This window comes from Candidatus Palauibacter soopunensis, from assembly GCF_947581735.1.
GTDB classification, from domain to species: Bacteria; Gemmatimonadota; Gemmatimonadetes; order Palauibacterales; family Palauibacteraceae; genus Palauibacter; species Palauibacter soopunensis.
This window is the reverse complement of the sequence record NZ_CANPVT010000002.1, coordinates 262,345-287,213: the sequence shown is the minus strand read 5'-3', so window position 1 is coordinate 287,213 and position 24,869 is coordinate 262,345. Positions and strand designations below refer to the sequence as shown.

The following is a 24,869-nucleotide window of genomic DNA, read 5'->3' as shown; positions in this document are numbered from 1 at the left end:
CCTTCCCCCCGGCGCGCGAGCGAGCGGGGGGCTCAGCGACGGCCGCGGGCGCCCCGGCGTAGTCGGCGCACGAGCCACGCGTACGCCACCGCGTTCAGCGCGAGCACGGACAGGCCGAGCCAGATCTGCATATCCCGGGTCAGCGCGCCGGGGTAGATCACCGGCAACAGGTAGTGCTCGATGAACCCCCCGGAGTAGCCCGCCTGGCCGCTCGCGATCCGCAGGTCGTTCTCCAGCGGCGTGAGCGGACAGATCCAGCCAGCGAACTCGATCAACGCCCCCCACGCGAAACAAGGGATGTGCGCCCACGCCAGCCGCGGCCAGCGGACCGCCGCGAACCCGCCGGCGACGACGAAGGCGATGAAGAGGAAGTGGACGACGAGGACGAGATCCGCGAGCACCCGGTAAATCAAGGCGATCCGGCGCGCGTCAGGAACTCGGCCGGTGCCGGCTCATCCCACCTGCACGGGGTGCGGGAGCGGGACGTTCAGCAGGTAGCCCTTTTCGTTCATCAGAGGTTCATCCGGCTGCGTATTGCCGGCCGCATCCGTGGCGCGCGTGACCAGCGTGTGCGTTCCCGGGGTCGCGTCCCACTCGAACTCGAACCGTTGCCACGCCAGGGGCAGAATCGGATCCACGATCTCGGCCTCCAGCCAGGTTGCTCCGCCGTCCGGACTCCATTCGACGGCGGACACCGGTCCCGCCGGCGCGTGAGCGAACCCGTGAAGGACGCGGGACCCCGGCGCCAGCCGCGCGGGTCTCGGAAGGGCCAGCGCGCTCTTCACCACGAGTTCCGTGATCACTTGGCCCTGGGCGGGCGCGTGGTCGGCCTCCGGCCACTGGTCGCCGATGAGGACGTAGGACGACGTGTTGTTCCGGTTCCACACCCGCTCGGTGGAGACCTGTATGGACCCCAGCCACTTGATGCTGTTGGACCCGGACCAGCCGGGAACGACGGACCGCGCCGGGAATCCGTGATCCGCGGGGAGCGGGTCGCCGTTCATGCGCAGCGCGATGATGGTGTCGGGATCCCGCGCCTTGGCGAGCGGCATGGCACGCTCGAAGCCGCCGTCCAGCCCCACGAGGTTCACGTCGACCGTCTCCGGCCGCACGCCGGCCATATCGAGCACGGTGGCGAGCGACGGCCCCGACCACTCCGCGCACCCCACGGCTCCGGTCGTCCATTGCCCGCCGCTCGCGCGGGTGCCCGTGAGTTCCGGGTACAGGCCGCGCCAGTTGCCGGCGCACTCCAGGTAGGCGGTGATCGTGTGCTGCGGCAGCGACTCGAGGGTGGACAGATCGAGCCGCAGCTCGGTCTCGGCGCCGTCCCCCTCTACCCGCAGCGCGTAGCCCTCCGGGTCGATCGTCGGCGTGGGCGAATGGTTCCGGACGAAGAACAGATCGTTCGGCGTGATGAACCCGTCGATGAGCTCGAGCCGCGTCTCCAGGTTCGTGACGCGCTGGATGAAGGGCGACGGGTCCTTCGCCCACCTCGGCGGCTGCTCCGACTCCATCCGGGAGGCGATGGCGGCTTCCGCTTCCGCGGATGACCCGGCGTCTCCCGCGCGGTCGCAGGCGGCGAGCCAGGCCGCGGCGGGTGCCACGCTGGCGGCACGCACGAAATCCCGCCGGGTGAGGCGATACGTCTCGCTGGTCTGCTTCATCGACGGCACCTCCACTTGGCAGGCTGCGGGCCCCCCAGACGCTTGGCAGGGCCGCGCGATGAGGCATATTAGATGTATGCCACCGAGGAGAAACACACGCACGCTCCCTGCGTTCCTGTGTGTTACGCTGGGGATGCAGTGGGCGGCATGCAATCCCGACGACGGCTCCGGCGCGGCCTTCGAGGTCGTGGAGGCGACGATCGGGGACGTGCAGGCGGCGATCCGCGATGGGACGACGACCTGCCGCGAGGTCGTGGAGCGGCACCTCGCCCGGATCGCGGCCTACGAAGACGCGATCAACGCGATCACCGTGCTCAACCCTCGAGCGCTCGAGCGCGCGGACCGGCTGGACGCCGCGCTGGCCGCCGGCGAGGCGACGGGACCGCTCTTCTGCGTCCCGATGCTCGTCAAGGACAACTTCGACACGCACGACATGGTCACGACCGGGGGGTCCATCGCGCTCGCGGACAACCTTCCGCCCGACGACGCCTTCATGGTGCGGAAGATCCGCGAGGCCGACGCGATCGTGCTCGCCAAGACGAACATGGCGGAATGGGCGTTCAGTCCGCGCCAGTCCGTCAGTTCCTCCTTCGACACGACGCGCAACGCCTACGCACTCGACCGCGTTCCGGCCGGATCCAGCGGCGGAACGGCCTCGGGGGTCGCCGCCTCGTTCGGCGTCATCGGGCTGGGCAGCGACACCGGCAACTCGATCCGCGGACCCAGCTCCCATCTCGCCCTGGTCGGGATCCGCTCGACCATCGGCCTCACGAGCCGCGATGGGGTCATCCCCCTCTCCTTCGACCGCGATATCGCGGGCCCGATGGGCCGGACCGTGGAGGATGTCGCGCGCGTGTTCAACGTCGTGGCCGGCCATGACCCCGCGGATTCGTACACCGAGGCGGGGCGCGGGCGCGCGGAGGAGGACTACACGGCCTTCCTGGACGCCGACGGGGCCCGGGGCGCCAGGATCGGCGTCCTGCGCGCGCTGGCGGATCCCGAGGAGACCGACGGGGAGATTCTCGCGCTCTTCGAAGCGGCCATCGACGATCTCGCGGCGCTCGGAGCCGAGATCCTGGACCCCTTCGAGTTCGACGTCGCGGCGGAACTGGGGCGGGAGGGGATGTTCTGCCGCCGCTTCCGCTACGACATGTGGGTCTACCTGCGGTCGCTGGGCCCGGCGGCGCCGATGACGGACGTCCTCGAGGTACTGGAGGACGGGCGCTACTCGGACTACGCGCAGGCGTCGTTGCGGCGGAACGAGGGGGCGCCGCTCGATGTACATCCGGCCGACTGGGACGAACCCTGCCCCGACTACGCGGAGAACGACGGCCGGCAGGCCTACCTGGCCAACCTTGTCGCGGCGATGGATGAGGCCGGCCTCGACGCTGTCATATACCCCTCCTGGCTTTGCGTGCCCGCCCATATCGACAGGGGCGACGAGGAATACTGCGGCGACAACAGCCAGCGCGTGGCTCCCGCTACCGGGATGCCCGCGATCACGGTTCCGATGGGGTTCGCGTACGGCACGCTGCCCGCCGGACTTCAGATTCTCGCGCGTCCCTACGACGAGGGGGTTCTCTTCCGACTCGCGTACGGATACGAACAGGCGACACGACACCGCCGTCCCCCGGACGGCTTCCCGGAGATCCGATGACCATGAAGATCGAGAGAAAAGCCATGTTCAGAGCCAGCCTCGTTACCGCGCTCGCGCTTGTGTGGCCGGCGGCCGCCCTCGCGCAGGACGGAGCCGTCACCGGAACCGTGACCAACGAGGAGGGCCTCGCGATGCCCACCGTGACGGTCACGGCGACGGGGGCGCCTCTCGGCGACGAATCGCGCACCGCAATGACGTCCGCGCAGGGCGTGTACACGATCGCCGGCCTCCCGCCGGGTACATATTCGCTGCGCTTCACCTTTCCCGGCTTCGTCGCGGGAGTGAGTTCGGGCGTGGTCGTTCGGGCCGGAGAGCGTACGAACGTCGACATGCAGTTGGCTTCCCAGCGAACCATCGCGTTGGAGGAGCTGACGGCCGTGGTGACCGGGACGCACTTTTCGGCGCCGCCTGAGAATCTGCCGTATGCGGTCGACGTGACCGACCGCGAGTCGCTGCAGGAGCAGGGCGCGCCGCAAGCAGTGGACTTCTTCAAGAAACTGGGCGCCGCGCACGGCACGATCGGCGAGCGCAACGGCTGGTACAACCAGAGCGGGACGCTCGTGCCGGAGACCGCGACCAACGTCAATCTGCGAGGTCTGGGCGCCTCGCGAACGTTGACGCTGTTGAACGGTCGCCGGCAGGTGTACACCCCGGCCAGACTTCCCGGCGGCCGGTTCGTGGACATCAACGCCTTCCCCGCCATCGCGCTCGACCGTATCGAAGTCCTGAAGGAGGGCGCCTCGGCCATTTACGGCTCCGACGCCGTAGCCGGCGTGGCCAACTTTGTGACCCGCAGAGATTTCCAGGGATTCGAGCTGTCCGCTTCGCACGACTACTTCAGCGGTGCCGGCGACACGAACATAGGCGCGATCTGGGGCACGAGTCTGGGCGAAGGAACAACCGCGGTCCTCTCGGCCGATTGGGCCATGCGCCGGCAGTTGGAAGCCGAGGAGCGCGACTGGGTGCTGCGCCCCTATCCCGGGCCGGGCGGCGGCGGCTGGTCCTACTACGGGAACCCCGGGGCCTTTCTGCGGCCGACACTGACCGGGACCGAGACTCCCGGCGAATTCATCAGCGCGCTGATCCGCTCCCACTACGGGGACAGCCAGGGAGATGCCCGTCTGTTCGTGGACCCGGGATGCGAGGGTCTGGGCGGAACGGATGCCGGCGTCACCTGCCGGTTCCGATACGGGCCGTGGGACAACCTGATCGAGAACCAGTGGCACGCCCGGGTGTTCGGCGAGCTGAACAGCGAGTTGAGCGACAACACCACGGTTCACGTCGAGGGGCTGTGGTCGGAGGCCGCCATCCCCGACTGGTACACGACCCCCTCCTTCCCGCCTACGTCGCTATACGACGGCCTTCAGGTGGTCATGCCCGAGAATCCGGGCAGGCAGGCGTTCTGCAGCTCGAATGCGGGCGCGGCCGGCTTTGCCTCGCAGGCGGCGTGCCTCGAGGACGACTGGTTCTTCTTCGGGCGCCTGGTGGGCAACAGCGGTCCCGGACGAACTCTGAGCCGTTCGTCGCGTACTCAGAGGATCGCGGCTTCGCTGGACCACCACATCGGCACGACGGGCGAGGTGGACGTGGCTGTCGGCTACTCTCGGGCGGCGGGCAACGTGAACCAGCCCGCGGAGTATGCCTACCGGAAGTACTTGGCTTTTCGCGGCTTCGGGGGGCCGGACTGCGGAGTCGGCGTAGTCGTCGACCCCACGTCGGCAGCCGGGATGAGCCTCGGAGACACGGGCGGCGCCGTGGCGGGCCAGGGCAACTGCATGTTCTACAATCCGTTCAGCAATGCGATTCTTCGCGCGCAGCAGCCGGGCACGACGTACACCAACGCGGACAATCCGGGCTACGACCCCTCGGTCGCGAACTCGCCCGCGCTGATCGACTGGATCAACGAGGAGGTGGACCTCTTCAGTACCGCCGAGCTTCTTACGGCCGAGGCTACGTTCACCAATTCGCTGACCGACGCGATCGGCTATGCGATCGGCTACCAGTTCCGCTGGTTCGATGTGACCGGCCAACCCAACGATCCGGGGAACCAGCGTCTCAATCCGTGTCAGGTGCCGGGCGACCGGAGCTGCCTCGACCAGGCGGGGCCGTTTACGTTCACGACCGGGTACTTCCCCTACGCGAGTTCCCAGACGGTCCATCGGTTCTACGGTGAGTTGCCGATAAACCTCGGCGATCGGGTGGATCTTCAGTTCGCCGCCAACTATGAGTTCCACGATGTTGCCAGCAGCTTCGACCCGAAGGCGGCCCTCGCCATCCGGTTGCTGGACTCCGACGACTATCAGCTCTCGGCGCGGGCATCCCTGCAATCCACGTTCCGCGTCCCGTCCGTCGATGATGTCAACACGGACAAGATCACGGCTCTCGAGTATGTGTGGGAGACGGATGTCTACAAGGCGGTGGATACGTACGGGAGCGAGGATCTGGTGCCGGAACGGGCCACCACGGGGAACGTTGGCCTCGTCCTCTTCCATTTCCCGAGTCGTACGCAGGCGACGTTCGACTACTGGACGTACGACTTCAAGGACATCATCAACGTCGTTCCCTATACGGCCGTCACGAGGCTCTACGACGAGGGCGGCGCCAGCCGGGAGGCCGTGAAGGAGTTCATCAGGTGTCCGGACGGTTGGGGGACGGGAACGTGCGACGCGGCTTTCATCGAACGTATTCGGATCGACCTCGTGAACTGGCCGGGCATGAAGACATCCGGCCTGGACTGGAGTTTGTCGACGCGCCAGCCGGTGGGGAGCGCCGAGATGTCATTCGGGATCGATGGCACCTACACGCACAAGTACGACATCCTTGCGCTCACGCGAGGAGGCGTGGAGCTGCAGGCGGCGACCAGCGGGGCCGGACTTCTCAACCGGAACAACCCCATCGCGTGGCCTCTTCCGCAGTGGAAGTGGACGGCTTCCGTCGGGTTCCACACGGAGCGTCTCTCGGCGATCGGATCCTTTTACTACATCTCCTCCTACGACGATCCGGACTCCGCCGACGAGAATTATCGCGTGATCGATTCCTTCGGCACGCTGGACGCGACGCTGATGATGAAGGTCACCGACCAAATCGATGGTTTCGTCACAGGGTTCAACTTGCTGGGAACGCCTCCGCCCCTCGTCAACTGGGAGACCTCGTACGATGGCTTCACGCACGATCCCAAGGGACGGCGGATCAAGGTTGGGGTGACGTACACGATCAACTAGCCGTCGAGCGCGGGGCGGCCCGGGCGCGGGGCGGCCCCGGCCATGATGGCGGGGCCGCGTGCACTACCGTTGCGGCCGCCCGGGCTACCGGCGCGGCGGGTCGACGGGGCGCGCGACCATGATGCCGTCCTGGGAGTCGATGGAGAGGATCCGCTCCGCGAGCGGGCGTTCCGAGATTTCCACGGACTTGCCGACCAGGGGGGCGTGAAGGAGGTGAAGCGCCCCGTCGCGCCACACGGCGAATCCGGTGTGGGCCACGTCCAGCCCTTCCACGGTCGAAGTGGCCGCGATCACGTCGCCGTCGCGGATCCGGTCGGCCACCTGCGCGATCCGGTCCTGCGGCACGTACTCCCGGCCGGGTCCTTCGTCGAGCCGCGCCTCGGTGGCCGCGATGGCCCGGAGCACGCCGGGCTCGGCCAGTTGCCGATACGCTTCGGGGTGCCGGGACATGAAGTTCACGGGCTCCGGATCGAGGGCGGGATCCAGTTCCCCGGTCGTGATGCGCACGACTCCCCGGGCGTCGTTGTCCGCGAGCCACTCCGAGAAGTAGTGCAGCCGGCTCGGGTATCCGTCGAGCTGGCCCCCGCGGTATCGGAGCGCCGTCAGATGGGCCTCGTAGCGGGCCTGCGCGGCGGGAGGATCCGAGAGGACGTTGACGCCCTCCTCGCGGACGAACCGCGTCAGGGCGAGGACGGTCTCCACGAGGGTCACGCAGTCGAGTTCGCGGAAGTTGATCACGAGCCGCTCGGGTCCGGGGACTTCGAGCGTGCCGGGCTCGTACGTCGTCCCGACGAAGGTCTCGGCAAGCTGCGCGATGGCGTCGCCCACGTCCATCTCCGCGAGCCCGCGCTCCGCGGCAAAGCGCACTTTCTCCTCGAAAATCGCCCAGTCCTCCGGGATCCAGGCGGCTCCCTCCGAGGGCGCGGCCGATTCCGTCCCGACCCCGCCCGTTTCGTCAACCACCGTCGAGGTGGAGGGCTGGGCCTGCGTCCAGGCGAGCACCGCGATGACGGCCACGGTGGCGAGGATACAGCCTACGACCTTCGCCAGCGTGAAGACGCTGCGCCATCTCATGTCGAACCGAGGTTGAGCACTGTGCGTTCCTCCCCTTCCCGTACTATATGCGCTCCCAGGGAACGTCGGCTATCTTGGCGGCTTCCACACTGGAGGCCACTCCCTCTGCCGAGAGTTATCGATGAAGACGTCCCGCTTGCTCCGTTTCGCTTTTGTGTTGATCGCCGTCACCCTTGTCTCCTCCCTCTCCGCCCCCGGAGCGGCCGGGCAGACGCCGGCCCCGGCGGATCCGATTCCGCCGGACCCGGCCGTCATTACCGGCACGCTGGACAACGGCCTGCGCTACTTCGTGCGCGAGAACAATGAGCCGGAGAACCGGGCGGAACTGCGCCTCGTCGTGAACGCCGGCTCCATCCTCGAAGACGAGGACCAGCTCGGGCTGGCGCATTTCGTCGAGCACATGGCGTTCAACGGCACGGAGAACTTCGAGAAGCAGGCGCTCGTCGACTATCTCGAGTCGATCGGGATGCAGTTCGGCCCCGATATCAACGCGTATACGAGCTTCGACGAGACGGTCTACATGCTCCAGGTGCCGATGGACGACCCGGAGATGCTGGTCACCGCGTTCCGGATCCTCGAGGACTGGGCCCAGGGCGTGCTCTTCGACCCGGAGGAGGTGGACAAGGAGCGCGGCGTTGTGATCGAGGAATGGCGCGGACGGCGAGGAGCCGGAGCGCGGATACAGGACCAGCAGTTCCCGGTCCTCTTCCAGGGGTCGCTGTATGCGGAGCGACTCCCGATCGGGAAGACGGAGATCCTCGAGACGGCCCCCGCCGAGCGGCTGCGCAGCTTTTACGAAGACTGGTACCGGCCGGATCTGATGGCGATCATCGCCGTCGGCGATTTCGACGGCGCCGTTATCGAAGCGACGATTCGCGAGCGGTTCGGAGGGCTGACCGGGCCCGCGGAGCCGCGTCCCCGGATCGCGGCCGAAGTCCCGATTGACCATCCGCCGCTCGTCACAATTGTGACCGACCCCGAGGCGCAGGGGAGTCAGGTCGGCGTCCTGTACAAGCAGCCGCCCGCCCCGCGCGGCACGATCGGCGACTTCCGCCGCGGCCTGGTCGAAGGGCTCTACTCCGGCATGCTGAACGCGCGGCTGAACGAACTCCGGCTCCAGGCCGACCCGCCGTTCATGTTCAGTTTTTCGGGCCAGGGGCAGTTCGCGCGCGGCGTGGATGCTTATCAACTCGTCGCGCTCGTCGCCGAGGGCGGGATCGAGCGCGGGCTCGAAGCTCTCCTCACCGAGGCCGAGCGCGTGGTTCAGAACGGGTTCACCGCGAGCGAGCTGGAGCGCGAAAAGACCAACACCCGGCGGGGATACGAACGCCGTCTGGCCGAGCGGGAGAACCAGGAGTCCGCGTCGCTCGCGAGCCGCTATATACAGGTGTTTCTCCAGGGGAGCGCCTACCCGAGTCTCGAGACGCAGATGGAGTTGGTGGACGCCTTCCTCCCCGGCATCACGCTCGAGGAGACGAACGGCATCGCCCAGGCGTGGCTGGCCGAGCAGGGACGCGTCGTCCTCGCCAGCGCGCCGGCGAAGGAGGGACTGGAACCTCCCGCGGAGGAAGACCTCCTGAATGTGTTCGCCGCGGTGGGTGGGCGAGAGGTCGAGGCCTACGAGGACGAGGCGGCCGACGCCCCGCTCCTTCCCGTCGCTCCCGACGGGATGCCCGTGGCGAGCGAGGAGGTCCTCGACGAGGTGGGCGTCACGATATGGACGCTCGAGAACGGCGTCCGGGTCGTTCTGAAGCCGACGGACTTCAAGGACGACGAGATCCTCTTCTCCGCGACGAGTCCCGGCGGTACGTCGACCGTTTCCGACGATCTCTTCCGGAGAGTCTCGTTCGCTCTGAACGTGGTGGGCCAGTCCGGCGTCGGCGACTTCGATCAGACCGCGCTCGGGAAGAAGCTGGCCGGGAAGGCGGTACGGGTCTCGCCGTCGGTGGGGTCGCTTTCCGAGGGGCTGGGAGGATCGGCGTCTCCGCAGGACGTGGAAACGGCGTTCCAACTCATGTACCTGTACTTTTCCGCGCCGCGCCGGGACGAGACGATGTTCGAGGCGATGAAGGCCCAGCAGATGGCGGTGCTCGCGAACGTGGGCGCGAATCCCAACTTCGTGTTCTCCGACACGATCTCGGCCACCATGTCCCAGGGGCACCCGAGGGTCCTTCGGCTGTCGCAGCTCGCGAGCAACCTCGAAGAGGCCGACCTCGACGCGGCCTACGACCTCTACCGCGACCGGTTCGCGGACGCCAGCGACTTCACGTTCTACTTCACGGGGGCCTTCGATCTCGCGACGATGCGGCCGCTCGTGGAGCAGTATCTCGGGGCGCTTCCGAATCTCGGGCGCGTCGAGGACTGGCGCGATCTCGGAATCGATCCGCCCGCCGGGACGATCGAAACGACGGTGTACAAGGGTCTGGAGCCGCAGAGCCGGACGCAGATCATCTTCGCGGGCGAAGCGGCATACTCGCTGGAGGAGTCGAACGCGATCTCGGCCATGGCGGACGTCCTGGACATCCGCCTCCGGGAAATACTGCGCGAAGACATGGGCGGCACGTACGGCGTCGGCGTCCGCGGATCGCTGAGCTACCGGCCCGATGAGGAGTACCGCTTCACGATCTCCTTCGGCTCGGATCCGGAACGCGCCGAGGAGTTGTCCGACGCCGTGTTCGAGGAGATCGAACGCCTGAAGGCGGAGGGACCGGACGCGGAGACCGTCGACAAGGTCCGGGAAACGCAGCGGCGCACGAAGGAGACGAACCTGCAGGAGAACCGGTATTGGCTGTCGCAGTTGGCCTCCTTCGAACGGGCCGGCCGGGACCTGAACGGGATCCCGAGCTACGAGTGGATCGAACGCTGGACCGCGGAGCAGGTGCGGGAGGCCGCCGTCCGTTACCTCCGCACCGACCAGTACGCCCGGTTCGTGCTGCTCCCGGAGCAGAAGGTCCCCTAGTGTCATGTGGAGGAGCCACGGCCGGCGGGTGATCGGATGAGCGGCGCCGCGCACGCGCGCAGGGAACGCGTGCCCGTCCGGGTCATGCCGGACCACGACAGCATCGCCGCCGAAGTCGCCGGGCGGATCGCCACGCTCCTGCGGGAGAGGGCCGAGAACGGGCGCCCCGCCGTTCTCGGCCTCGCGACCGGCGCCACGCCCGTCGGCGTCTATCGGGAACTCATCCGCCTGCACCGCGACGAAGGACTCGACTTCTCCAACGCGGTCGCCTTCAACCTCGACGAGTACTTCCCGATGCGGCCCGGCAGCCTCCACAGCTATCACCGCTACATGCGGGAGCACCTGTTCGACCACGTGAACATTGCGCCGGAGCACTGTCACATCCCTCGCGGCGACGTACCGGAAGCGGAGGTCGAGGGACACTGCGTCGATTACGAGCGCCGAATCCGGGAGGCGGGCGGGATCGACTTCCAGATTCTCGGGATCGGGCGCAGCGGTCACATCGGCTTCAACGAGCCGGGGTCCGAGCGCGACTCGCGCACCCGGCGGCTCTACCTGGACACCGTCACCCGGAGCGATGCCGCGGCCGATTTCTTCGGCGAGGAGAACGTGCCCCCGCAGGCGATCACGATGGGCGTGGCCACGATCCTCGAAGCGCGGGAGGTCGTCCTGCTCGCGACCGGGGAACACAAGGCCGGGATCGTGCGTCGAGCCGTCGAGGGAGAGGTCCACGCGGACGTCGCGGCGACCTTCCTCCAACAGCACGCCCATGCGACCGTCTATCTCGATCCGGCCGCCGCTTCCGATCTCACCCGCGTCCGCACGCCGTGGCTCGTGGGTGACGTGGAGTGGACGGCGGAGCGCGAGACCGCCGCCGTCGTCTGGCTGAGCGAACGCACCGACAAGTCGATCCTGCACCTCGCGACCGACGACTATCGCGCGAACCACCTCGCCCCGCTCACCTCCCGGCACGGTTCGGCCGAGCCGCTCAACGGACAGGTCTTCAACGCGCTCATCTCCAAGATCCGGGGGAAGAGCCGGCTGCCGCGCGGCCAGAACATCGTCGTTTTCTCACCTCACCCGGACGACGATGTGATCTCGATGGGCGGACTGCTGCGCAAGCTCGTCGAGAACGGCAACCACATCACCGTGGCGTACCAGACGTCCGGGAACATCGCCGTCTTCGACCACGAGGTGCGCCGGTACCTCGACTTCCTGCGGCGCGCGGCGGGCATCATCGACCTCGGCGACGCCGCGAACCTCGGGGGGGTGCTGCGATCTCTCGAAGACCGGCTCGCCCGCAAGGAGCCGGGGGACATCGATCCCGGCGTGGTTCAACAACTCAAGCGGATCATCCGCGAGACCGAGGCCACGGCCGCGATCGAATCGCTGGGGCTCTCCGCGGACCGCGCCCGCTTTCTGAACCAGCCGTTCTATCAGACGGGAGCGGTGAGAAAGAACCCGATCACCTCGGAGGACGTGGAGATCGTCGAGCGGCTTCTGGAGGAAGTGCGGCCGACGATCGTGTTCGCCGCCGGGGACCTGTCCGACCCGCATGGCACACACCGCATGTGCCTCGAGACGGTGGATGCGGCGCTCGCCCGTTACCGCGGCGACCCGCCGTGGCTCTGGCTCTACCGCGGCGCATGGCAGGAGTGGAATCTGGACGAAGCGACCGTCCTCGTGCCGCTCTCCGAAGGCGAACTGCACGGCAAGGTCCAGGCGATTTTCCGACACGAGTCACAGAAGGACCTGGCCCCGTTTCCCGGACCGGATCCGCGCGAATTCTGGCAGCGCGTCGTCGAGCGAAACCGTAATACGGCCAACCGGCTGGCCGCCCTGGGCCTGCCCGCCTACTACGCCATTGAGGCGTATGTGACGCTGCGGGAGGGGCAGCGGGTCGAGGGTCCGGAGATTCCCACCTCCTCCCTCGCGGACGAGGAGGCGTGAACCCGTGACGCCCCCGGTCGGACGGCGCGGCGCGACAGGCTGACATGAGCGAGTTCTTCGGAACGGAGCGGGTGCCGTTCGACCTTTTCGGCCCGGTTCATCTTGCCACCATCGGTGCCCTGGCGGTCGTCGGCGCCTGTCTGATTCGCGTCGGTCTGGGGGCCGATGAGCGGGGCCGCCGCCGCCTCCGCGTGGCGTTGGGCCTCACGATTTTCGTTCTCCTCCTTGCGAGGCACATCTGGAAGGCCGCGACGGGGCTCTGGTCGGTGCAGAACGACATACCGCTGCACCTTTGCAGCGCCATGGCGTGGATGACCATCTACGGGCTGTGGACGCGAGGCCCCCGGGTTCTCCGTCTCATGTACTTCCTGGGGGTGGCGGGGGCGGTGCAGGCCGTCCTGACCCCGGATGCCGAGTTCGGCGTCATCCACTTCACCTTCTTCGAGTCGCTGGGATCGCACGGGGCGGTCGTCATCGCCGGCGTGTGGGCCGTGATGGTGGAAGGCTATCGGCCGACGTCCCGCGATCCGTGGATTGTGTTCGGACTGCTGAACCTGTACGCGGCCGTCGTCTATCCGATAAACCGGGTCCTCGGGTCGAACTATCTCTACCTCGTCGACAAGCCGCCGGGGTCCACGCTGCTCGATTTCTTTCCCGGCTGGCCATGGTACATTCCGCTCCTCGAACCTTTGGCGATCGGACTCTTCCTGCTCCTGCGGCTTCCGTTCCGGAACCCCGCGGCCGGTTGACGGTACTCAGGTTTCTCTCCGTACGAAGAGCCCTGTGCGAAGAATCCCACGCGAAGAACCCGAATAGAGGATGGACGGCATGCCGGAATGTCCCGTATGCGACGCAGAACCGATGATCTCCGACGACCCCGTCGAGGGTGAGTTGCTCGAATGCGAGGAGTGCGGGGTCGAACTGGAGATCCTCGCTCTCGACCCGGTCACGCTCGGTGAAGCGCCGGACGCGGAGGAGGACTGGGGCGAATGAGAGTCGGCTTTCTTCATTCCCTCATCCGCAAGGACGAGAAGCTGCTGATCGCGGAGTTGCGCGGGCGCAGTGATGTGGAACTGGTGTTTCTGGACGACCGCAAGCTCGCGTTCGACTTCGAGAGCGTCCCGGACGTCGATGTTGTTCTCGAGCGCTGCATCAACCATTCGCGGGCCATGCACGCGCTGCGGCTGTTCGAGGGGGGCGGTCTCGATTGCGTCAACCGATACGAGGTGTCGCGCCGCTGCGGGGACAAGATCCTCACAGCGGCATCGCTTCGTGAATGCCGCGTGCCGCAGCCCGAGGCCAGGGTCGCGTTCACCGAGGAATCCGCGCTCGAGGCCATTGAGGAACTGGGCTATCCCGTGGTACTCAAGCCCGCGGTCGGTTCCTGGGGGCGCCTGTTGTCGAGGATCAACGATCGGCACGCGGCGGAGACGGTCCTGGAACACAAGGCGATCCTGGGCAGCTACCATCACTCGATCTTCTTCGTCCAGGAGTATGTCGAGAAGGGCGAGCGCGACATCCGTGCGTTCGTCGTGGGCGAGGACTGCGTGGCCGCTATCTACCGGTCGTCCGAGCATTGGATCACGAATACGGCCCGCGGCGGAACGGCCTCGAACTGTCCCGTGACGAGTGAGATCGGGGAACTGTCCCTGCGCGCGGCGGAGGCCGTGGGCGGGGGCGTGGTGGCCGTGGATCTGTTCGAGAGCGACGGCGGACTGCTCGTGAACGAAGTGAACTACACGATGGAGTTCAGAAACAGCATCGAGGCGACGGGCGTGAACATTCCCGAGAGGATCGTTTCGTACACGGTCTCGCCGGACCGTCTTTCGGACCGATGATCCGCGCGTCGATCGCGGGCGGATCCGGCTACGCGGGCGGGGAACTGCTGAGGCTCCTGCTCGGCCATCCGGATGTCGAGGTGCGGCAGGTCACTTCCGAGCGCTTCGCGGGGCGGTTCGCGCACCGGGTCCATCCCAACCTGCGCGGCGTCACGCGACTGCGCTTCAGCGCGCTCGACGAGCTGTCGGAGTGCGACGTGCTCTTCCTCTGTCTCCCGCACGGGGAGTCGTCCCGCCGCATCGACGAGTTGCGGGCCCTGGCCGGGCGGATCGTCGACCTGGGCGCGGATTTCCGGCTTCGGGACGGCGCGGACTACGAGCGCTTCTACGGCCGTCCGCACGCGCGGCCGGAACTCCTGGGATCGTTCGTGTACGGGATCGCGGAGGTGAACCGCGAGGCTCTGGCGGCCGCGGACCTTGTCGCGTGCGCGGGCTGCAACGCGACGGCCTCCATTCTCGGGCTCCTTCCGCTCTATCGGGCCGGCGTCGCGGATTCAGCCGTGATCGAGGTGAAGGTGGGATCGAGCGAGGCCGGCAACCGCGCCAGCGAGGGCAGCCACCACCCGGAGCGCAGCGGCGCCATGCGGTCGTATCGGCCGACCGGCCACCGCCACGCGGCGGAGATCGCAGCGGTGCTCGGCGGCGATGTGCACTTCTCCGCGACGGCGGTCGAGATGGTGCGCGGCGTCCTCGCCACCTGCCACGTATTCCTGAACCGGGAGCTCGACGAGAAGGCGTTGTGGAAGATCTACCGGAGCGCCTACGCCGCCGAACCGTTCGTGCGCATCGTCAAGGAGCGGAGCGGCATCCACCGCTATCCCGACCCCAACCTCCTGGCGGGCGCGAACTACTGCGACGTGGGATTCGAGCGCGATCCGCTCTCGAACCGGGTCGTGGTCATGAGCGCGATCGACAATCTCATGAAGGGAGCGGCGGGACAGGCGGTGCAGGCGTTCAATGTGATGCACGGGGTGCCGGAGTCGCGGGGGCTCGAGTTCCCCGGGCTGCACCCGGCCTGAGCCCGGCCCCCGGAGCCGAATCGTGTGCCGCATCCTCTGCGTCCGGAGCGATGAGCGCTTCGACATGGAGCCGCACCTCGCCGCCTTCGCGCAACTCGCCCGGGAGAGTCCCGAGTATCAGGGCGACGGGTGGGGGTGCGCCTGGATCGATGCCGACGGGTGGCGCGTCTATCGCGACATCTCGCCGGTGTGGGAGGACGCCGCGGCGCCGTCCGGCCGGACGACGCTTCTGCTCGCCCATGCGCGGAGCGCCTATCGCGGCGAAGGGATACGGGTCGAGAACAACATGCCGTTCTTCGACGGGGAACGCGCCTTCATCTTCAACGGGGAGCTGCACGGCGTGCGGATCAAGGAGCGGGGGCGGATCGGAGCGGAGAAAGTGTTCAACTTCGTCAAGCGCTTCGGCGACGGAGACATGGGTCTCGCGCTGGAGCGGGGGCTCGATGCGATAGAGAAGCGCACGCGTTACGTGCGGGCGATGAATCTGATCGTCGCCGATGCCTCGCGGCGAGTCCACTTCGCGTCCCGGTTCAGTGAGGATCCGGACTACTTCCGGATGCACGCCTCCCACGGGGACGGCGCGCGGATCCTGTGCTCGGCGCCCTATCCGGATTCGGACCGGCGGCGAACGTGGACGCCGGTCGCGAACGGCACCATCGGGAAGTTCTGACGGATGCCGGGGCCCATGCCAGGCGAGTCCAACGGACTGCTTATCGTCAAGATCGGCGGCGGAGAGTCCATCAATGTGGACGGGATCGCCCGTGACCTCGCGGGCCTGCCCCGTCCGTTCGTCATCGTGCACGGGGCGAACGCGCTGCGCGATTCCCTGGCCCGGAGGCTCGGGGTCGAGAAGCGCATCCTCACGTCGGTGTCCGGACACGAGAGCGTACACTCCGACCGCGACCTGATCGACGTGATGCTCATGGCGTACGCGGGCCTGCGCAACAAGCGCATCGTGGAATTGCTGCAGGGCCACGGCGTGAACGCGGTCGGACTCACCGGGCTCGATGGGGCGCTCGTGCGCGGCCGCCGCAACCGGGGAATCCGCGTAAGAGAAGGCGGCAAGACGCTGATCAGACGGGACCTGTCCGGGAAGCCGGTGGAGGTGAACCGCAAGCTGCTGGGGTTGCTCCTCGGCGGTGGCTTCACGCCCGTCGTGACCGTGCCCCTGATCGACGAACACCACGTGGCGATCAACTCGGAGAACGATGACGTCGTGACGCTGCTCAGTGCCGAACTGCGGGCGGATTGCGTGATCCAGTTGATCGAGGCGCCCGGCTTCCTCGAGGACCCCGACGATCCGGCGTCGGTTGTCGCGCGGCTGTCGCGCGCGGAACTGGCGCGTCGCGAGGGCGAGGTCACGGGACGCATGAAGCGGAAGCTGCTGGCGCTGCGGCGACTCGTGGAATCCGGCACGGCGCGCGTCGTGATCGCGGACGGGCGCATCGAAGGGCCAGTCAAGGAGGCGCTGGCCGGACGGGGGACGGTGATCGGATGAACGCACGCGAGACGGAACGGGAGTACGCGCTGGAAGTCTTTCCCAAGCGGGACGTCACCGTCGTGCGGGGCGAGGGCGCGTGTGTCTGGGACGACGAGGGTCGGCGCTACATCGATTGCGTGGGCGGAATCGGCGTGGCGAGCGTCGGCCACGCCAATCCGGCCGTCGCCGAGGCGGTGGCGGAGCAGGCAGGCGTGCTCGTGTCCTGTCCGGGCATCTTCTACAACGACGTCCGCGCGCGCTTGCTGGCCGAACTCGCCTCCATCGCGCCGGCCGGGCTCACGCGCGCCTTCCTCTGCAATTCCGGGGCGGAGGCGGTGGAGGCGGCGATCAAGTTCGCGCGCCTCGCGACAGGACGGACAGGCGTGGTGTCGGCGATGCGCGGCTTCCACGGGCGAACGCTGGGAGCGCTGAGCGCGACGCACAAGAAGGAGTACCGGGAGCCGTTCGGGCCGCTGGTGCCGGGGTTCTCGTTCGTGCCCTTCGATCACGTCGAAAAGCTGCGCGCGGCCGTGGGCGAGGACACGGCGGCGGTGATCATCGAGCCGGTGCAGGGGGAGGGAGGGGTGCGGCCGGCCAGCCCGGACTATCTGCAGGCGGCGCGCCGCATCTGCGACGAGGCCGGTGCGGTGCTGGTGTTCGACGAGATCCAGACGGGCTTCTGCCGCACCGGCCGCATGTTCGCCTGCGATCGCTACGGCGTCGCCCCGGACGTGCTCTGCCTCGCCAAGGCGATCGCGGGCGGCGTGCCGCTGGGGGCGGTCCTGGCGCCTGAACGGCTGCAGCCGCCGCCCGGGCGGCACGGCACAACCTTCGGCGGCAACCCGCTCGCCTGCGCCGCCGCCCTGGCCGCGATCCGGTTCATGCGGGACGAGCGGCTCGACGAGCGGGCCGAGGCGCTGGGCGCCCGCTTCAGCGAGCGCTTCGACCGACATCGGCCGGCGCGCGTACGCGCCGTGCGGCAGGTCGGCCTCATGATCGGCATCGAACTCCGCGAGCGCTGCCGCCCCTACCTCGAACCCCTCGCGGAGCGGGGCGTCCTCGCGCTCCCGGCCGGCACCACCGTCATCCGGCTGCTACCGCCGCTCGTGATCACCGAAGCGCAGATCGACGAGGTGGCGGACACGCTCGCCCGGGTACTGGCCGACTGACGCTGCGGCGCGACCCGCTTATCCGGCCGGTGTCAGGCGGACGGTCGCCGGGACGCGCCCCTCTCCCTCGGCAAACTCGATCTCAACGACACCAGCGCCGCGATCCGAGACTCGCGCCGCGCCCTGCATGACGGCAGACACCACCGGAGTGCCGAAGAGCGCGATGTCGTAAGTGCGGCCCGCCGTCCCCTCGACAGACAGACTCCACCCATCCGCGGCGGCGCTGAAGTCCAGAATCCGCAGGCCGCCGCTCGTCCGGCCGGCCTCGAGGTCGATCTGCGGCGGCGCGACCGCGAGTCCATCTTCCCACGCCACGACGATCTCCGCGCGGTTGCCTGCCGGTGTCGCGTCCCCGACGGTCACTTCGAGGCTTCCGTCGGGCGACAGCTCCGCAGCGACCCCGTTCACCCGGAACGTCGCGTTGCGCGCGCCCGCGGGGAGATCGGGCTCGAACTCGAAGGTCAGGGGCGGTCCGGATGCCGTGAGCGTCGTCCGCCGCCCGCCGCCCTCCGCCGTCCACCGTTGCAGGATTTCGATATCGGTCGTCGTCTCCCCGGCTCTGAGGCGCCTCACCGCGACGGTCGGCCAGTCCGGCGGGAGTTGCGGGGCGAGTCGGGCTTTGCCGAGCGGCGCGTCCGGTTCCCAGCCGACCACACCGCGCAGCAGCGGTGTCACCAGCGCCGACGTCGCGAAGAACTGATGGGGGACGGTCTGGTCGAGGGGCTGGTAGAAGGTGCCGGAGAGCAACTCCGGGTGCCGCCCCAGGCTCCAGTCGAACGTCATCTGCTTCACCGCATCCACGAGGTGGAAGCCCGCCCACGGCCGCCGGTACCGGTATTGGGCCCACGACACGTACGCCGTCACGAAGGGCCACACCGTGCCCATGTTGTACTGGAGCGGGTGATACAGTTCGCTCTCCGTCGAGAGCATGTGCGCGCCCCAATCCGACGAAATCCGGTCGCCTGCGAGGTGCGTCAGGGTCGATCGCGCGCGCGCCGCGTCGAACAGGCCGAAGGCGGCCGCTGTGGCGGGCCACACGGTCAGGTTGTCGTTGGTGCCGCCATCGGCGAGGATCCCGAACGCGTGGTACCCCGCGTCCTCGAGCCAGTACGCATCGTTGAGGGTCGTCCGCGCCCGCGGAGCCATCTCCCGCGCCCGGCCCGCCACCTCCGTATCGCCCATGCGCTCGGCGAGCACCCCCGTCCCCTCGAGCGCCGCGACCCAGATCCCCGCCAGGTAGATATCCTGGTGGAGCGCGGCCCCGAGGCCGCCGACCTCGACCGCGGCCAGCCCGCCCACCGTGTTCTCGAGGAGGCCGTCGCCGTCCGTCTCGGCGCTGAGGCACCATTCCCACGCGCGCCGGTAGGCCGGCCACAGCTCCCGCAGCAGTTCATCGTCCCCGCTCGCGCGCCAGTATTCGTACAGCGCGACCATCCAGTAGGGGGTCGTGTCGGCATGGTAGTAGGCGTACGGGTACACGTCGAACCACGGGATGCGCGCCGCCGCCTGCGAGATTTCGTGCGTGATCTTGCCGTCCTCGCGCTGGTATCTCGCGAGAAAGGCGAGTTCCTCCGCCACCAGCTCCCACTGTCCGAGCGCATCCATGGCGAAGGCCGTCTGCGCCGCGTCGCCGCCGAAGAACCACCCGAAGCCGGGCCGGGTCCCGTTGCGCGAAAGCCCCCAGCCCGCCACGAACCCGCACCCGAGGTCGGGATTGCAGACGCGCTGCTCCTCCAGGTTGATCTTCGCCCACTCGAGGGCCAGGTCGAGCCATGGATCCGGCGATTCGATGGAGGCGGTGGAGGCGAGCACCGAGTCGGCCCACGCCCGTTTGGCGTCGTACAGCGAGCGGGCCTCGGAAATCAGGCGTTCGTAGCTGGCGAAAACCTCATCGCGGGGCGCCGTTCCGCCCGCGACCGCAATGGGAATAAACTCCCGCCGCGCGCGTTCCGGGTCGACCGGGATCACCATGGTGCGCGGCGCCTCGCCCAGTTGATGCGCCGGGTGTTCCACGGAATTCACGGCCCACGGAGATCCGACGACGGCGTTCGTTTCCTGCAGACTCTCGGACAGCACGAAGGCGCGACGGCCGGCGTCCCAGTAGGCGTACTGCCCCCCAAGCGATCCCGGCCACATGTAGTTCAGCACGGGCTCGAACTCCGCGACGATTTCGAGCGGCTCGGGGCTGTCCACCTCGAGCAGAACGAGGAGCCCCGGGATCTCCGCGGGCGCGAGGATGTGCTGGCGCACCTGGAAGGCCGCGTGGCTGTAGACGATCGTCGTGAGCTCGGGCCGCACCCGCACGGTGCGCGCGACCTCGTTTCCCGGCATCGGCGTCCCGTACGCCGGCGTGGAGAAGCCGAGCCGGAACCGGTTTCCGACCTTGAGGGGGTGGATCCACAACTCCGCCTCTCCGGTCTCGAGGCCGAGCCAAGCCGACCGGGGGCCGGTCACGCCCAGGTATTCGCCGGGACGGACGGGGCCCGTGAGTTCGATCGGCGACGATGCGATCTCGAAGCGCGGAACCCCGGCCGCCGTCTGGCCGGAACCGTTCGCCGGCAGGCCGGCCGCAATCGCGGCCAGGAGCATGGGAAGCGAGATGCGCGGCGCAGGATCCAGAGTCATCGCCCGTACTCCTCACTTTCGCGAATTCCGTTGCGGCGGGCCGCCACCACTCTAGTTGACGCACCGGCCGGACCGAAACCAAGTTCGCCCGCATGGCTACCTACAGCGATGAACTGCCGCCGTTTCCCGAAGGCTGGTATTTCATCGGACACCGCAAGTCCATCGAGCGCGCGAAGCTCATCGAGAAGACGTGGATGGGCGAGGAAATCGTCGCGTGGGCCGACGAAGACGGCCGCATCTGCGTGGCGGACGCCTTCTGTCCGCACCTGGGCTCGCATATGGGACCGACGACCGGCGGCCTGGTGCGCGACGGCTGTCTCGTCTGTCCCTTCCACGGGTTCGAGTTCGATACGACGGGCCAGTGCGTGGCGACGCCCAATGCCCCGCCCCCGAAGGCCGCGAGGCTGAAGCTGTACGAGACCCGGGAGATCCTCGGCATGATCTTCGCATGGTGGGGGAGCGGCGGCCGAGCGCCTCAGTGGCACCTGCCGGATGAACCTCCCACCGGCGCGGAATGGACGGGATTGCGCTCCACGATCCTCCGGTTCCGGGGCCACCCCCAGGAAACGACGGAAAACTCTGTCGACGTGGAACACCTGGAGTACACGCACGGATACCACGACGTGAAGCCGACCGACTTCTCGGTCGACGGCGCCTACCTGAAGAGTTGCTTCGACTTCAAGGCGGTTCGCCGGATCCTGGGTCTGGTGGACATTCATTCCGAAGTCTCGGTCATCACGCACGTCCACGGAGTCGGCTACTCCTTCGTCGAGATTCACGAGACAACGGTCGGCATAAAGTCGCGCATGTGGGTGCTCACAACGCCCGTCGACGGCGAATTCGTGGAGTTGACGATGGTCAATCAGGTGCGGGAGGTCCGTAAGCCGGGGCGGTTCATCTCGGGCCTGGGCTTCCTCCCCGTGCCGCTGCGCCACCGGCTGCTGAATGTCTTCATCCTGCGCGAGGAGAGGCGGTTCGTCCTGCAGGACATCGTGATATGGGACAGGAAGCGCTACCGGTCTCCCCCCCGGCTGTGCCGGACGGACGGCCCCATCGGGAAATACCGCCGACACTGCCGACAGTTCTATCCGGAGCCGGCGATGGCGCCTCGAAGCCCGGACCGCCACGCCGATTAGCTGCTAGGGTTTACGGGCCAGGAAACAATACAGAGGCGTGAAGATGCCCGTCTTGCCGCCCGCGACGTAAGCCTCCGCGGTTCGATCGAGGAGTCGCACGACCTCCGCCGAGCCGTTCGGAAAGAGCCGCAGCAACTCGGCCAGCTTCGATCCCGCGATGAACGCCTTGCGGCCCCAGGGAAGCCTGCGCACGGCGTTCCCCAACGTCCCGTGGCGGCTCTCCATGGGTTGATACCAGGGCGTGGAGGGTCCTTCCCGGACATCCCAGTCGCTCCCCTCGATGACCTGGAATCCCGCCCCTTCGAGCGCGCGATTCACTTCCCCGAACGTGGCGATGTCGTGCAGGGCGATACCGCGCATGAGGTCCCGCTTGATGGTTCGGTGCCGGCGGTCCCGCGGATCGAACCGGTCCGTCAGGCACATTTCCTGACCCCAGAACAGGGCGCCCGGCTTCAGTACGCGGAATATCTCCGCGAACGCGCCTTGCTTGTCCTGCGCATGGCACGTCGACTCTATGGCGTAGCCCCCGTCGAACGCGTCGGCCTCGATGGCGCTCATGTCCTCGAAGCTGCATTTCCTGAAATCGGTCATGTGCTCCAGCCCCGCCTCGGCGTTCAACTTCTTCGCCTCCGCCAGCTGGATCTCGTTGATGTTGATTCCCACGGCCCTGACACCCGCCTCACGGACGACTCGGCGCATGGGGCCGCCGACTCCGCAACCGACATCGACCACCTTCATGCCCCGTTTCAGCTCCAACTTCGAGATCATCGCCCGCTGGTGCCGGACCTTGGACTCCTCCAGGCTTTCGTGGGGCGTGAGGGGCGCGAAATGCAGGGATTCACCCCAGCCGTACACCATGAAGCCGTTGCACAGCTCGTAGTAGTCCCTGACCGTTTCCGTGTGGTCGTAGGCGCCCGCGTCCGCAGCCTCCGGTGTCGCCCGGTCAAGCCAGCCGTCGAAGTGCCGGACTCGACGCGCGACGCCCGATCCCGGGTGCGCATCTCTCAGCGCTTTCGACAGTTTGCCCAGTCGCATTTTGGGGGGGCTCAGGCGGGCAGCTCCCGCCTCTGCTCGGTGATGCGGAATCTTACCTTCTTGCTCGGCTTCAGCGACGGAACCGGATTGAAGCGGAGCTTTCGGGCGTACTTCGCCGGCGTCACCTCGACCGTGAAGTAGTGCGCCAGCATCAGCAGGTTGACCGCCAGGTGCATCTCCATCCAGCGGGTGCCGAGACATTTGTGCGTACCCAGCCCGTACGGGGCGAACCCGAGGCTGCGATGCTCACGTCGCGACGGCAGGAAGCGGTCGATGTCGAACTTGTAGGGTTCGGGAAAGACGTCGCTCATGTAGTGCGTGGCGGTCATGGCGATGTGGATCCGTTCCCCCAGGGGCAGCTCGTAGTTCCCGACCGTGCAGGTATTCATCACGTTCCGAACGGACATGGACACGATCGGGTACATGCGCATGCACTCCATGAGGAAGCGGTGCGTCACGTCGATGTTGGCGGGGGTGAAGTCCTCGCTCTTGGGGTCGCCGTTGGCAAACAGGGCATCCGCTTCGGCGCGGATTTTGTCGTAGAGGTCCGGCTGCGACGCCATGGAGTAGACCACGAGGCTGAACGTATCGCCGAGGTACACACTGGCAATCAGGGCCGCGGAAAAGGCGAAGAGCAGGTTGGACTCCGGGAGGAACCCCGGGTCGCTGGCGTGCAGGCTGAGGTAGTCGTCCACCAGGTTCCGCGGGCTGTCGACGCGCTGGGCGGGAGTATGGACCCTCAGGATCCGTTTCATCAGCGTGTCCAGGACTGCCGCCCGACGTCTCATACCCGGGGTACGTAGCGTGAACTCGGGCAGGACCTTGGCGATGTGCACGCTCAGGGCCCGCTCCTTGTAGCCCATCAGGTCGCCCATGAGATCCTGCGTGTCGACGCCGATGAACAGCGGCGACAACTGGGCGTTCACCATTGCCCGGCTCATGGACGTGGCGCGGTAGGAATCCCCGACCGTCAGGGTCGACATGTACGCGCGCCCCCTGCTGTAGAGCTCGTCCATCTGCCCTGCCAGCCTCGTGCGGGAATAGGCCGGCGACAGGAACTTGCGAAGCCGGAAGTGGTCGGCCCCGTCCAGGGCGGGCAGAACGCCGGCCGCGCCGTAGACTTTCTCGAAGTCGGCGAAGTAATCCCGGGTTCTCAGGTACATGCGCCCGCGCTTCTGCATCCATTCGTTCGTCTCGAGTCCGGCCAGGAAGATCATGCGCTCCGAGAAGGGAGGACGGATCTGGAACACCGGGCCGTACTCTTCCGCGAGGTTGCCGAAGAGCGCGTTCAGGTTGCCGTCCCGGATATGCGGGTTGCGCAGCAGCCGGGTCAGCGAAACCGTCGGAATCGTCTTGGCGAGAGCGGTATGTCTGCGGATCGGGCCGACGAGGTTCTCGGAGACCGCGGCGGCGATGGAGCGGCCGATCAAGTCCAGCTGGCAGATGAACTTGATGCGCTCTTCCGCCGCTTCATCAAGTTCGAAGATCAGGCGAAAGACGTCGCAGGTGTTGACGAGGCACACGATGACGACGTCTCTCGGTTCGGGAACCTCGTCGGCGAAGATGACGTTGCCGATGCGCGCCTTGATGAACTGGTCGGTCGCGCCTTCCTCGAACATCCCGTACTGCTGCCGATGCATGACGGGGGGAGCCAGCGTCCAGAATTCGCCTTCGTGGTGTTGGAGGATCCCCCGTTCAACCAGCCGGTCCAGAGTCAGGTCGACGATCGACTCCGCGCGGGGGGCGAGCCGTTCGACCCAGTACCGGGCAGTGTGTTGCACCGGTTCGTCCGCGATCTCCTTCAGAATGGGATCCAGGACGGGGTCGCCCGTTTCGGTCCGGTCCACCACGTACAGGGATGTCAGATCCGAGTCGAGCCGCGACTGGAAGGAGAGTTCCGCCAGCACTCCGCCGACGACGGCGCAGTTCAGCTGCCAGCCGGGTACCTGGTGGAAATAGCCTCCCTTCTCGTCGAGAAGCATCAGGATGAGTTCGTCGACGAGGCTCAGGGATTCGACCTTCAGACTCTCCACCGTCATTTG

Annotated in this window: 18 protein-coding genes; 12 read left to right on the top strand and 6 right to left on the bottom strand. The window is 67.5% G+C overall.

Going from position 1 to position 24,869, the window contains the following annotated elements:
* Positions 1–32: 32 nt before the first annotated feature.
* Together RN901_RS01545 and RN901_RS01540 are read right to left on the bottom strand one after the other, a co-directional pair.
* Complete coding sequence (locus RN901_RS01545) at positions 33–413, bottom strand: DUF2784 domain-containing protein (protein WP_310755103.1); 381 nt, start codon at positions 411–413, stop codon at positions 33–35.
* A 39-nt stretch (positions 414–452) separates the two neighbouring features.
* On the bottom strand, positions 453–1,664 hold the full coding sequence (locus RN901_RS01540) for a sulfite oxidase (RefSeq protein WP_310755101.1): 1,212 nt from the start codon (positions 1,662–1,664) through the stop codon (positions 453–455).
* Positions 1,665–1,797: 133 nt separating this feature from the next.
* Between RN901_RS01540 and RN901_RS01535 the strand changes: the two genes are divergently transcribed.
* Both RN901_RS01535 and RN901_RS01530 read left to right on the top strand, forming a co-directional pair.
* A complete protein-coding gene (locus tag RN901_RS01535) occupies positions 1,798–3,321 on the top strand; it encodes an amidase family protein (RefSeq protein ID WP_310755099.1) in 1,524 nt (507 codons plus the stop codon).
* A 2-nt stretch (positions 3,322–3,323) separates the two neighbouring features.
* A complete protein-coding gene (locus RN901_RS01530; protein ID WP_310755097.1) occupies positions 3,324–6,542 on the top strand; it encodes a carboxypeptidase regulatory-like domain-containing protein in 3,219 nt (1,072 codons plus the stop codon).
* Between the two features lie 84 nt (positions 6,543–6,626).
* Here RN901_RS01530 and RN901_RS01525 read toward each other — a convergent pair whose 3' ends face one another.
* The gene (locus RN901_RS01525; protein WP_310755095.1) at positions 6,627–7,616 is read right to left on the bottom strand and encodes an N-acetylmuramoyl-L-alanine amidase-like domain-containing protein; all 990 of its coding nucleotides are present in this window, start codon (positions 7,614–7,616) and stop codon (positions 6,627–6,629) included.
* 121 nt (positions 7,617–7,737) lie between these two features.
* Between RN901_RS01525 and RN901_RS01520 the strand changes: the two genes are divergently transcribed.
* From RN901_RS01520 to RN901_RS01480, 9 genes are all read left to right on the top strand, one after another.
* The gene (locus RN901_RS01520; RefSeq protein WP_310755093.1) at positions 7,738–10,575 is read left to right on the top strand and encodes an insulinase family protein; all 2,838 of its coding nucleotides are present in this window, start codon (positions 7,738–7,740) and stop codon (positions 10,573–10,575) included.
* A gap of 36 nt (positions 10,576–10,611) precedes the next feature.
* A complete protein-coding gene (nagB, locus tag RN901_RS01515) occupies positions 10,612–12,525 on the top strand; it encodes a glucosamine-6-phosphate deaminase (protein WP_310755091.1) in 1,914 nt (637 codons plus the stop codon).
* A gap of 44 nt (positions 12,526–12,569) precedes the next feature.
* Positions 12,570–13,274, top strand: coding sequence for a TIGR02206 family membrane protein (locus RN901_RS01510; protein ID WP_310755089.1), 705 nt, complete (start codon positions 12,570–12,572; stop codon positions 13,272–13,274).
* Positions 13,275–13,353: 79 nt separating this feature from the next.
* Complete coding sequence (locus RN901_RS01505) at positions 13,354–13,518, top strand: hypothetical protein (protein ID WP_310755087.1); 165 nt, start codon at positions 13,354–13,356, stop codon at positions 13,516–13,518.
* A complete protein-coding gene (gene lysX, locus RN901_RS01500) occupies positions 13,515–14,363 on the top strand; it encodes a lysine biosynthesis protein LysX (protein WP_310755085.1) in 849 nt (282 codons plus the stop codon). Before RN901_RS01505 ends, lysX begins: the two co-directional genes overlap by 4 nt.
* Positions 14,360–15,382: an N-acetyl-gamma-glutamyl-phosphate reductase gene (argC, locus tag RN901_RS01495; protein WP_310755083.1), complete on the top strand. Its 1,023-nt coding sequence runs from the start codon at positions 14,360–14,362 to the stop codon at positions 15,380–15,382. Before lysX ends, argC begins: the two co-directional genes overlap by 4 nt.
* Positions 15,383–15,404: 22 nt before the next feature.
* Positions 15,405–16,052 (top strand): class II glutamine amidotransferase, encoded by a 648-nt coding sequence (locus tag RN901_RS01490; RefSeq protein WP_310755081.1) that lies wholly within the window; start codon positions 15,405–15,407, stop codon positions 16,050–16,052.
* A gap of 15 nt (positions 16,053–16,067) precedes the next feature.
* On the top strand, positions 16,068–16,880 hold the full coding sequence (locus RN901_RS01485; protein ID WP_310755079.1) for a [LysW]-aminoadipate kinase: 813 nt from the start codon (positions 16,068–16,070) through the stop codon (positions 16,878–16,880).
* Complete coding sequence (locus tag RN901_RS01480; protein ID WP_310755078.1) at positions 16,877–18,031, top strand: acetylornithine/succinylornithine family transaminase; 1,155 nt, start codon at positions 16,877–16,879, stop codon at positions 18,029–18,031. The genes RN901_RS01485 and RN901_RS01480 overlap by 4 nt, the downstream gene beginning before the upstream one ends.
* A gap of 18 nt (positions 18,032–18,049) precedes the next feature.
* Here RN901_RS01480 and RN901_RS01475 read toward each other — a convergent pair whose 3' ends face one another.
* A complete protein-coding gene (locus tag RN901_RS01475; protein WP_310755076.1) occupies positions 18,050–20,656 on the bottom strand; it encodes a GH116 family glycosyl hydrolase in 2,607 nt (868 codons plus the stop codon).
* A 92-nt stretch (positions 20,657–20,748) separates the two neighbouring features.
* Between RN901_RS01475 and RN901_RS01470 the strand changes: the two genes are divergently transcribed.
* On the top strand, positions 20,749–21,792 hold the full coding sequence (locus tag RN901_RS01470) for a Rieske 2Fe-2S domain-containing protein (protein WP_310755074.1): 1,044 nt from the start codon (positions 20,749–20,751) through the stop codon (positions 21,790–21,792).
* Positions 21,793–21,795: 3 nt separating this feature from the next.
* Here the strand turns inward: RN901_RS01470 and RN901_RS01465 are convergent, their stop codons facing one another.
* Both RN901_RS01465 and RN901_RS01460 read right to left on the bottom strand, forming a co-directional pair.
* Positions 21,796–22,827 (bottom strand): class I SAM-dependent methyltransferase, encoded by a 1,032-nt coding sequence (locus RN901_RS01465; RefSeq protein ID WP_310755072.1) that lies wholly within the window; start codon positions 22,825–22,827, stop codon positions 21,796–21,798.
* Positions 22,828–22,838: 11 nt separating this feature from the next.
* On the bottom strand, positions 22,839–24,866 hold the full coding sequence (locus RN901_RS01460) for a cytochrome P450 (RefSeq protein WP_310755070.1): 2,028 nt from the start codon (positions 24,864–24,866) through the stop codon (positions 22,839–22,841).
* Positions 24,867–24,869: the final 3 nt, after the last annotated feature.